The sequence below is a fragment of the Streptomyces sp. NPDC059853 genome (assembly GCF_042731495.1).
In the GTDB taxonomy this organism is placed as follows: domain Bacteria; phylum Actinomycetota; class Actinomycetes; order Streptomycetales; family Streptomycetaceae; genus Streptomyces.
Genome location: NZ_JBHWJL010000188.1, coordinates 1 through 10,143, shown reverse-complemented (window position 1 = coordinate 10,143; position 10,143 = coordinate 1). Strand labels below are relative to the sequence as shown.

8 protein-coding genes are annotated in these 10,143 nt (G+C 76.2%); all 8 read left to right on the top strand.

Features of this window, described 5'->3' with window-relative positions; genetic code table 11:
- The coding region (locus tag ACFV5N_RS18890) for a tRNA-dihydrouridine synthase (protein ID WP_385600950.1) at positions 1–513 on the top strand (513 nt) is incomplete at its 5' end.
- 75 nt (positions 514–588) lie between these two features.
- On the top strand, positions 589–1,266 hold the full coding sequence (locus tag ACFV5N_RS18885) for a uracil-DNA glycosylase (protein ID WP_385600947.1): 678 nt from the start codon (positions 589–591) through the stop codon (positions 1,264–1,266).
- Positions 1,263–2,255, top strand: coding sequence for a BadF/BadG/BcrA/BcrD ATPase family protein (locus ACFV5N_RS18880; protein ID WP_385600944.1), 993 nt, complete (start codon positions 1,263–1,265; stop codon positions 2,253–2,255). Before ACFV5N_RS18885 ends, ACFV5N_RS18880 begins: the two co-directional genes overlap by 4 nt.
- Before the next feature lie 97 nt (positions 2,256–2,352).
- Positions 2,353–3,243 (top strand): sirohydrochlorin chelatase, encoded by an 891-nt coding sequence (locus ACFV5N_RS18875; RefSeq protein ID WP_385600942.1) that lies wholly within the window; start codon positions 2,353–2,355, stop codon positions 3,241–3,243.
- A 31-nt stretch (positions 3,244–3,274) separates the two neighbouring features.
- The gene (locus ACFV5N_RS18870; protein ID WP_385600939.1) at positions 3,275–3,994 is read left to right on the top strand and encodes an HAD family hydrolase; all 720 of its coding nucleotides are present in this window, start codon (positions 3,275–3,277) and stop codon (positions 3,992–3,994) included.
- A 146-nt stretch (positions 3,995–4,140) separates the two neighbouring features.
- Positions 4,141–5,472: a Zn-dependent hydrolase gene (locus tag ACFV5N_RS18865; protein WP_385600936.1), complete on the top strand. Its 1,332-nt coding sequence runs from the start codon at positions 4,141–4,143 to the stop codon at positions 5,470–5,472.
- Between the two features lie 320 nt (positions 5,473–5,792).
- Positions 5,793–8,333 carry a BTAD domain-containing putative transcriptional regulator gene (locus ACFV5N_RS18860; protein ID WP_385600933.1) on the top strand — a complete coding sequence of 847 codons (2,541 nt, stop codon included), beginning with the start codon at positions 5,793–5,795 and terminating at the stop codon, positions 8,331–8,333.
- Between the two features lie 344 nt (positions 8,334–8,677).
- On the top strand, positions 8,678–10,143 hold a 1,466-nt coding region (locus ACFV5N_RS18855; RefSeq protein ID WP_385600930.1), incomplete at its 3' end, for a condensation domain-containing protein.

Genomic DNA, 10,143 nt, shown 5'->3' with positions numbered 1-10,143 from the left:
TTCCTGTCCCCGTTCAGCAACCACCGCACCGACGGCTACGGCGGCGACTTCGCGGGCCGCACCCGGTTCGCCCTGGAGGTGGTGGACGCCGTCCGCGCCGTGTGGCCCGAGCACCTGCCGCTGTTCTTCCGCATCTCGGCCACCGACTGGCTCGCCGAGGGCGGCTGGGAGGCCGACGACACGGTGCGCTTCGCCCGCCTGCTGCGCGAGCACGGAGTGGACCTGCTGGACGTGTCCACCGGCGGCAACGCCCCCGGCGTCCGGATCCCCACCGGCCCCGGCTACCAGGTGCCCTTCGCGGCCCGGGTGAAGAACGAGACGGATCTCCCGGTGGCCGCGGTCGGGCTGATCACCGAGCCGGAGCAGGCCGAGAAGATCCTCGTCAACGGCGAGGCGGACGCCGTCCTGTTGGGCCGTGAACTCCTGCGCGACCCGTACTGGGCGCACCGGGCGGCCCGCGAGCTGGGCGTACGCGACCGGCGGGTGCCGGCGCAGTATCTGCGGGCGGTGTGAGGAACGCTCCCACGCGTGGCCGGCCCGGCGGCCGGTGGCGCGCGCCGACGGCGCCGGACAGTAGGGTAACGGACCGTGGCAGCACGACCGTTGAATGAGATTGTGGAAGCCGGCTGGGCCAAGGCCCTGGAACCGGTGGCCGACCGGATCGCGGCGATGGGCGATTTCCTGCGCGCGGAGATCGCCCAGGGCCGGACCTACCTCCCCGCGGGAGCGCACGTCCTGCGGGCCTTCAGCCAGCCGTTCGACGACGTGCGGGTGCTGATCGTCGGCCAGGACCCGTACCCCACCCCGGGCCACGCCGTGGGGCTCAGCTTCGCGGTGGCACCCGAGGTGCGGCCGCTGCCGGGCAGCCTGGAGAACATCTTCCGCGAACTGCACACCGACCTCGGCGCGCCCCGGCCGTCCAACGGCGACCTCACCCCCTGGACGCGGCAGGGGGTGCTGCTGCTGAACCGGGCGCTGACCACCGCGCCGCGCAGCCCCGGCGCCCACCGCGGCAAGGGCTGGGAAGAGGTCACCGAGCAGGCGATCCGGGCGCTCGCGGCGCGCGGCAAGCCGCTGGTGGCCATCCTGTGGGGGCGCGACGCCCGGAATCTGCGCCCGCTGCTCGGCCCGGTGCCGAGCGTGGAATCGGCGCACCCCTCCCCCATGTCGGCCGACCGGGGGTTCTTCAACTCGCGGCCGTTCAGCCGGGCCAATGCCCTGCTGGCCGAGCAGGGCGCGCCGCCGGTGGACTGGACCCTGCCGTGAGCGCCCCGGCCGGGGGCTGGGTGCTGGGGGTGGACTCGGGCGGCTCCGGGCTGCGGGTGGCGCTGGCCGCGGTCTCCGCCGCGGGCGCGGTCGAGCCGGGGTGGGAGACGGTCACCGCTCCCCCGGTGCGGACCGGGGCGGCGGGCATCGACGCGGAGCAGTTCGCCGAACGGCTGCTGCCGGCCGGCCGGGAGCTGGTGGCGCGGGCCGGGGCGGGGCCGGTCGCGGCGGCGTGCGTGGGCGCGGCCGGGATGGCCACCCTCGGCGCGGGGCTGCGGGAGCGGCTGCCCGGGGCGCTGGCGGACGGGTTCGGGGTGCGGCGCTGGGCGCTGGCGGCGGACGCGGTCACCGGGTACGCCGGGGCGCTGGGGATCCGTCCGGGCGTGGTGGTGGCGGCGGGCACCGGCATGATCGCGCTGGGCACCGATCTGCGCGGCTGGCGCCGGGCGGACGGCTGGGGTCATCTGCTGGGCGACTGCGGCGGCGGGGCCTGGATCGGCGGGCGGGGGCTGGCCGCGGCGCTGCGGGCACACGACGGGCGCACCGGCGGCTCGGCGGCCCTGCTGGAGCGGGCCGAGGCGCGGTTCGGCCCCGCGGCCGGGCTGCCGGAGGCGGTGTATCCGCGGCCCGACCGGGCGGCGGTACTGGCGTCCTTCGCGCCCGAGGTGGCTTCCTGCGCCGCCGCCGACCCGGTGGCGGCGGAGATCATGGCGGCGGCCGCGCGGGAGATCGCGGAGACGGCCGCGGCGGCGGCACCGGGCGCGGTGGCGGACGGGGGCGGGACGGAGGTGGCGCTGACCGGAGGGCTGCTGCGCCTCGGCGAGCCACTGCTGGCCCCGCTGCGGGCGGAGCTGGACCGCCGGCTGCCGGGCTGCGTCACAGTCCCCGCGGCCGGGGACCCACTGGCCGGTGCGCTGCTGGTCGCCGCGCGGATCGCGGTGGGCGGGCTGGGGTTGCCATCCGATCGGGCGTTGCTGGTGGTGGGTTGACCGGGTCACACCCAGGCGCGGGATTTTTCCGGACAAACCCCAAGGGGGTGCCCCCGGCCGAACAGCCAAGCACATCAAGGCATTAACATGCGGCGACATGAGCTCCCCCACTGGGCACGGGCCCGGACTGCCCGTACGAATGCCGAGACCACGCCAGCCCGGACGTCACCGTCGCCCGGAGCCCGTCAGCGCGCCCGAGGGCGCGCCGGTGCTCGTGCTCGCCGTGCCCGGTACGCCGTCGGCGGCCGGCCGCGGCATCGCCGAGGAAGTGACCAGCATCGCCCGTTCCGAGCTGCCCGGGCTCGACGCGCGGGTGGGTTTCTCCGAGAGCGCGGACGAGGACACCGAGTTCCCCTCGCTGCGCGCGGTGCTGTCGCAGGTGGCCGCCGAGCGCGACGACGCCGAGCAGCGTCCGTCGGCCGTGGTCGTCCCGCTGCTCGCGGGTCCGGACAGCGCGCAGCTGCGCGGTATCCGGCAGGCGGTGCTCAGCAGTGGCTCGGGGGCCGAGCTGACGGACGTCCTGGGGCCGCACCCGCTGCTGGCCGAGGGGGTGCACGTACGGCTGTCGGAGGCGGATCTGGCCCGCGCCGACCGGGCCCGGCTGTTCACCGTGGCCACGGCGGCGGACGGGATCATCCTGGTCACCGTCGGCGGCGAGGAGGCCGTGCAGGCGGCGGGGATCACCGGCATGCTGCTCTCGGCGCGGCTGGCGGTGCCGGTGCTGGCGGCGGCGCTGGACAAGGCCGGTTCGGTCGCGGACGTGGCGGCGCAGCTGATGGACGCGGGTTCGCAGCAGCTGGCGCTCGCGCCGTGCCTGATCGGGCCGGAGGTGCCGGACGGGCTGCTGGCCGCGGCCGCCGAGGAGGCGGGCTGCGCGACGGCCGAGCCGCTGGGCGCGTACCCGGGTATCGGCAAGCTGGTGTTGTCGGCGTACACCACCAAGCTCGGGATTCCGCTGCGGGATTCGCAGGGGGCCTCGGCCCGGTGAGCCGGGGCGGCGCGGCTGTCACACTGGTCGTATGACGACGGTGCGACCGGCTGCCGCTGCCCTGGTGTTCGACCTCGACGGCACGCTGGTGGACAGCGAGCCGCACTACTACGAGGCGAACCGGCGGGTGCTGGCCGGGCAGGGTGTGCGTGATTTCAGCTGGGAGCGGTACACGCACTACATCGGGATCGGTGCCCTGGACGCGCTGGCCGCGCAGCGGGCGGAGTACGGGATCGCCACGCCGGCCGAGGAGTTGCTGGCCGAGCAGGACCGGGTCTACCTGGAGCTGATCCGGGGCCGTATCGAGGTGTTCCCGGGCATGGCGCGGCTGGTGGAGCTGGCGCACGCGGCGGGGCTGCCGCTTGCGGTGGCCTCCGGGTCCACCCGGGAGGCGATCGACGCGGCGCTGACCGGCAGCGCGGTGGGCGCGCTGCTGCCGGTGCGGGTCTCCGCCGAGGAGGTGCCGCGCGGGAAGCCGGCGCCGGATGTGTTCGAGGCGGCGGCGCACCGGCTGGGGGTACCGCCGCAGGCGTGCGTGGTGGTGGAGGACGCGGCCCCGGGGGTGACGGCGGCGCTGGCGGCCGGTATGCGGTGTGTCGCGGTGCCTTCGGTGCTGCGGGCGGCGGACGAAGCGGTGTTCGCGGCGGCGGGGCTGTGTTTCCCCGGCGGCCAGGACACCTTCGACGCCGAGGCCGTCCTCGCCTGGGTGCGGGACGCCCCGGACGGCGCGGCCGCGGCCGCCGATTCCTGACGCGGCCGGACGGTGCGGCGCCGAGGCGCGTGCCGGCCCCGGCGGGCCATGGATTGCGTTTCGATATTCCAGGAATAGCCGCATGTGGTGCCATGCCTCCCCAGCAGATGACGGCGCGCTCCGGGCATCGCCCGGCTGGAGGAGACGTGACGCAGTTCGGCTCGCCCGAGGACACCGCGCGACGCGACCCCTCCCCCGCCGGCCCGCCGGTGCCGCGGGTCGACGGGGTACGGCTGCTGGAGGTGCTGGAGCGGCTGGGCGAGATCGGCGCCGATCCGGGCGGCGGGGTGACCCGGCTCGGGCTCGGCCCGCTGGAGCGGCAGGCCCGCGGCTGGCTGGCCGGGGTGGGGCGTTCGGCCGGTCTGGTGCCGCGCACCGACCCGGCCGGGAACCTCTTCGTGCGGCTGCCGGGGCCGTCCGCCGGTCCCGTGCTGCTGATCGGCTCGCACGTGGACACCGTGGTGCAGGGCGGGCGGCTGGACGGCGCCTACGGGGTGGTCGCGGCCATCGAGGTGCTGCGGGTGCTGCACGCCGGCGGGGTGCGGCTGCCGTTCGATCCGGTGGCCGTGGCGTTCTCCAACGAGGAGGGCGCGCTGGTGCAGTTGCCGTTCTTCGGCTCGCGGGCGGTGTGCGGGCAGTTGGCGGACCAGGCGGAGGCCACCGACCGTGCCGGGCGCGGCGCGCACGCCTATCTGGCCGAGCACGGCGGGGATCCCGCCCGGCTGGCCGAGGCGGCGTGGCCCGAGGGAAGCATCGCGGCCTATCTGGAACTCCACATCGAACAGGGCCCGGTGCTGGAGCGCGCCGGGATCCCCATCGGGGTGGTGGAGGGCATCGTGGGCCGCACCATCGTGGACATCGAGGTGCTGGGGCAGGCGCAGCACGCGGGCACCACCCCCATGGAGGCCCGGCAGGACGCGCTGGTGGCCGCCGCCGAACTGGTGCTGGGCGTGCGGCGGATCGCCGCGGCGGACGGGATCTGCACGACGGCCACGGTGGGTTTTCTGCGGGCGTCCCCGAATGTGACCAACACGGTGCCCGGTACGGCCCGGCTCACCGCGGAGGTACGGGACATCGACCCGGCCCGGCTGGCGGCGGGCGAGGCCGCGGTCCGGGCGGTGTGCGCGCGGGTGGAGCGGCGTACCGGCTGCCGGGTGCGGTGTGCCGTCTCCAGCGGTTCGGCGCCGGTGGCCACCGACCCGGGGCTGCGGCGGGCGATCGCGGAGGCGGCGGACGCGCTGGGGCTGGCCCGGCTGGCGCTGCCGAGCGGGGCCGGGCACGACGCGCAGATCGTGGCGTCCGTCGCCCCGATCGGCATGATCTTCGTGCCGAGTACCGGCGGGATCTCCCACGCCCCGGCCGAGGACACCCCGCCGGAGGCGCTGGTGCGGGGCGCGGATGTGCTGCTCCGTACCGTGCTGCGGCTGGCCACCACGGCGGGCGGGGGCCCCGGCCGGGGGGAGGACCGCGCGCCGTGACGTATGCGCCCGGGCCGTGGCGGGAACTCGACATTCCTGTTCGTTGACGACCCCGTGACCGCTGTGCCATCGTCTCCGACAGGAGTTGCCCGGCTACCCCTCGTGGCGGCTCCGCCGGGGTCCGTCCGGGGGGACGGCGCACCGACCGCGGCCCGGTACGCCCGGGCGCACGGCGTCACCGCAGGCCGGAAGGCCACTCACCTCTGTTTCCGGCTGGTCGACGGCACGTTCTACGCGGGTGGCCCCGGCCGGGGGCACGCTTCCTCACTCCGCCGCGCGGTCTTCGGGAACACGGATCGAGCAGTGAGGGAGAGACACCCATGGAGTTCCGGATACTCGGCCCGCTGGAAGTGGCCCACGACGACGGCCCCCTCCAGGTCAGGGGTTCGCGGCAGCGCACCGTGCTGGCGCTGCTGCTCCTGGAGGCGGAGCGGATCGTGCCGGTCGACCGGCTGATCGACGGGGTGTGGGGCAAGGAGCCGCCGGCGACCAGCCGCAGCCAGATCCAGATCTGCATCTCCTCCCTGCGGCACCAGTTGTCGGCCGGTGGGCTGATCACCACCCGGCCGCCCGGCTACCGGCTGCGGACCGGCGGACACCTCCTGGATCTCACGGAGTTCGAGGGGCGGGTCGCCTCCGGCCGGAAGGCGGCGGCCGAGGGGCGGTTACGCCGGGCGGCGGGCGCGTTCCGGTCGGCCCTGGCGCTGTGGCGCGGACCCGCCCTGCACGGCATCGGCAGCGGGCTGGTGCGCGGCGGGGTGACCCAGCTGGACGAGCAGCGGCTGGCGCTGCACGAGGAGTGCCTGGAGCTGGAGCTGGCCGCCGGGGAGCATCAGCGGCTGGTGGGCGAGCTGGCGGCGCTGGCCGCCGCGCATCCCCTGCGGGAGAGACCCCGGGCGCTGTTGATGACGGCGCTGTACCGGGCAGGCCGGCAGGCCGAGGCCCTCACCGTGTACCGCAGGACACGCGAGACGTTCATCGAGGAGCTGGGCATCGAGCCGGGGGACGGGCTGCGCCGGCTGCACCACGCGATCCTGAGCGGTGACCCGCAGCTGTTCCACGGCCCGGGTGCGGGGCCGGGCCGGACGGTGGCGGCCGCCGGCCGCCCGGCGCCGCAGCGCGTTCCGCGGCTGCTGCCCGCCGATGTCGCCGACTTCACCGGGCGGCGCGAGGCGCTGGCGGCGCTGCTCGAACCCCCGGGCGGGCCGTACGGGGCCGGGGCGGAGCCTGGGGCGGACGGCGGGGCGGAGGCCGGGGCGGAGGCCGGGCTCACGGCCGTGCCGGTGACGGTGACCACGGGCCGGGCCGGGGTGGGCAAGACGACACTGACGGTTCGCGCGGCCCACCGGCTGACGCCCCTGTACCCGGACGGGCAGCTGTTCGCCTCGCTGTCCGGCCCCGGCGGGGCCGCGGCGCGTCCTGGCGATGTGCTCGGCAGGTTTCTGCGGGCACTCGGCGTCCCGGAGGCCGAGATCCCGGCGGACACCGAGGAACGCGCGGAGATGTACCGGGACCGGCTGGCCGGGCGGCGGGTGCTGGTGGTGCTGGACGGCGCCGGTTCCCAGGAGCAGGTCGCGGCGCTGCTGCCGGGGACCGCCGGGTGCCGGGTGCTGATCACCTCGCGGCACCGGCTGACCGGGCTGCCGGCGGCGCGCCGGGTGGAGCTGGCCCCGTTCGACCGGGCGGAGGCGCTGGAACTCCTGGGCCGGATCGCCGGGCGGCGGCGGGTCGAGGCGGAGCCGGCGGCCGCCGCCGCGCTCTGCGCCGCCTGTGACGATCTGCCGCTGGCGCTGCGCGGGGCCGCCGCCCGGCTGGTGGCGCGCCCGCACTGGCGGATGGCCGATCTGCACCGCCGGTTGCTGGAGTGTGCCCGGCCGCTGGACGAACTGAGCTGCTCCGGCGCCGACGTACGGGCCGGGGTCGCCGCCGCCTACGCCGGCCGCACGCCCGGGGCGCGCCGGCTGCTGCGGCTGCTGGCGGTGCCGCGGGCCGCGTCGTTCGCCTCGTGGGCCGGCGGCCCGCTGCTGCGGACCGATCCGCTCACCTCGCTGGATCTGCTGGAGGAGCTGGCCGAGGGCTATCTGCTGGAGGTGGAGGTCGACCCGGTGACGGGTGCGGCCCGCTACCGGCTGCCGGGGCTGGTCCGGGCGTTCGCCCGGGAGCGGCTGGCGGCCGAGGAGACGGCGGGCGCGCACCGTTCGGCGCTCGAACGCTATCTGGGTGCGCTGCTGTATCTGCTCGACGAGGCGCGCCGCGCAGGCGGCTCCGAGCGGCCGGCACGGCCGGATCCGGCGCGGGGGGCCGGGTCCGGCGGTGCGGGCGTACCGCGCTGGGCGCTGCCGGGGCGGCTGGTGGGCCCGTTGCTGGCCGATCCGCAGAGCTGGTACGGGCGGGAACGGCCCTGGCTGCTGTCGGCGATCCGGCAGGCGGCCGAGGCCGGGCTGCTGCCGTATGCGCGGGCGCTGGCCGAGGGGGTGGTGGCGGTGTGGGGGCGCGGGCGCGCGGCGCCCGGGTACGCGGGGCAGGCCGGTGCGGGCAGGGCGGACGGGCCCGGCGAGGGTGGCGCGGTGCGGGCCTCGCGGCTGGGGGCCGGGGCGGTGCTGGTCGCGGTGGCCGGTGGTGCGCCCGGCGGCTGGGCCGCGGGGTACGGCGGGGTGTACGGCGGGGCCGAGCCCGGGGACGAGATCGAGGCGTTGATCACGCTGGCCGGTGCGTACCGGCACCGGGGGGAGCACCGGCAGGCGCGCGAACTGCTGGCGGCGGCCCGTGGCGCGGCCGGTGACGCGCCGCCGGAGGCCGTGGCCCGGCTGACCGTGGCGCTCACAGACAGCGGCGGGCGGCCGGTGGCGGCGGCCGGCTGAGCCGGAGCGGTCCGCTCCCCGGTCGGCGCGGAACGGGCGGCGCGGTGCCGCGCATTCCTCCGTCCGCCCCTTCGCGGTGCATTCACCGGAAGGAAAGCGGAGCCCTTGCCCGCTCCTTTTTCCGCGAAGACATATCGCTTTCTTTTCCTTCCGCCATCGATCCACTATTGCGAACACAACTGCCACGGGAATCCCTTGACTTCCCCCGTTGCCCTCCCTAACGTGCAGATGTTCCACAGCTCGTGGCCCTTTCCTCCGCAATGTGCTGGCGCTCCGCCCTGCTTTCCGGATCACGATCACCGGTCATCCGCCGAATTACTCGGCCGGCGAGAAGGACTTCGTACATGGACAACGGCATCCGTCGCCCGGGGAATTCACCGGCTCACTCCAGCAGAACTCTCCGGCCGCGCCCGGCGGACCGCGGGCCGCTGTCCTTCGGACAACAGCGGCTGTGGTTCCTGGACCGCTGGCTGAGCGGACGCCCGGTGTACAACGTCCCGGTCACCCTGCGTTTCACCGGGCCGCTGCCGGCGGACGCCGGTGACCGGCTGCTGGCCGCGCTGCACGCGGTGGCGGCCGGGCAGGACGTGCTGTTCACGGTGATCGAGGAGGGTGCGGACGGGGAGCCGCGCCAGCGGGTGCTGGCGGACCGGACGGTTCCCGGGCGGCGGGTGGACCTCTCCGCGGGCGGGGTGGGCGGGGACCGGGCGCGACTGCGGTCGCGTGCCGAGGAGTTGGTGAAGGCGGAGGCGGTGGCCCCGTTCGATCTGGCGGCCGGGCCGATGGTGCGGTTCCTGCTGCTGCGGCTGGCGGACGGCGAACTGTGGCTGCACCTGACGTTCCATCACATCGCCTGTGACGGCTGGTCGGTGGAGGTCTTCCAGCGGCAGTTGCTGGCCGCCTGGGAACGGGAGGGGACGGCGGAGGGCCCCCGGGGGTCCGGGGCGCCGCGGGTGCAGTTCGCGGACTACGCGCTGTGGCAGCGGGAGGCCGTCGCGGGGCCGCGGGCCGGGGCGGCGCTGGCGGCGTGGGAGAAGGCGCTGGACGGTGCGCCGGAGGTGCTGGACCTCGGCACCGGCAAGCCCCGCCCGGCGGAGCTGACCCACCGGGGCCGCACCGCGTCCTTTCCGCTGACGGGGGTGCCGCTGGAGGCGCTGGAGACGTTCGCCGCGCGGCAGAACGCCACGCTGTACATGGTGCTGCTGGCCTCCTTCCAGACGCTGGTGGCCCGGCACGCGGGCCGCGAGGACATCGTGCTGGGCTCGCCGGTGGCCGGGCGCGGGCTGCCGCAGCTGAACGAGCTGGTGGGGTTCTTCGCGGACTCCCTGGTGATCCGGACGGACCTGTCCGACGACCCGTCCTTCCGGTCCCTGGTCGGCCGGTCGCGGGCCGGGGTGCTGGACGCGCTGGGGCGCAGCCGGGTCCCGTTCGACGTGGCGGTGCAGCGGCTGCGGCCCGAACGGTCGCTCAGCCACACGCCGGTGGTGCAGGTGGTGTTCGCGCTGCACGAGGAGGAGCCGGAGGTCTCCCTGCCGGGCGGTGTCGAGGTGCGGCGGACGATGGTGCCCACGGACACGGCGAAGTTCGATCTGACCTGGTCGGTCTACCGGGGCGCCGGTGGCCTGCGGCTGGAGGTGGAGTACGCCACCGACCTGTTCGACGCGGCGGATGTGGCGACGCTGGTGGGGCACTGGCGCACTCTGCTGGATCATGCGGTGCGGGAGCCGGACCTGCCGGTGAGCCGGCTGGAGCTGATGCCGGCCGGGGAGCGGGAGCGGGTGGCCTCCTGGTCGGGTGGCGGGCGGACGTG

What these genes read in the sequence shown, in the direction of transcription:
- ACFV5N_RS18860 (WP_385600933.1), top strand. Translation starts at nt 5,793, where the DNA reads ATGGAGTTCCGGATACTCGGCCCGCTGGAAGTGGCCCACGACGACGGC.
- ACFV5N_RS18870 (WP_385600939.1), top strand. Translation starts at nt 3,275, where the DNA reads ATGACGACGGTGCGACCGGCTGCCGCTGCCCTGGTGTTCGACCTCGAC.
- ACFV5N_RS18875 (WP_385600942.1), top strand. Translation starts at nt 2,353, where the DNA reads ATGAGCTCCCCCACTGGGCACGGGCCCGGACTGCCCGTACGAATGCCG.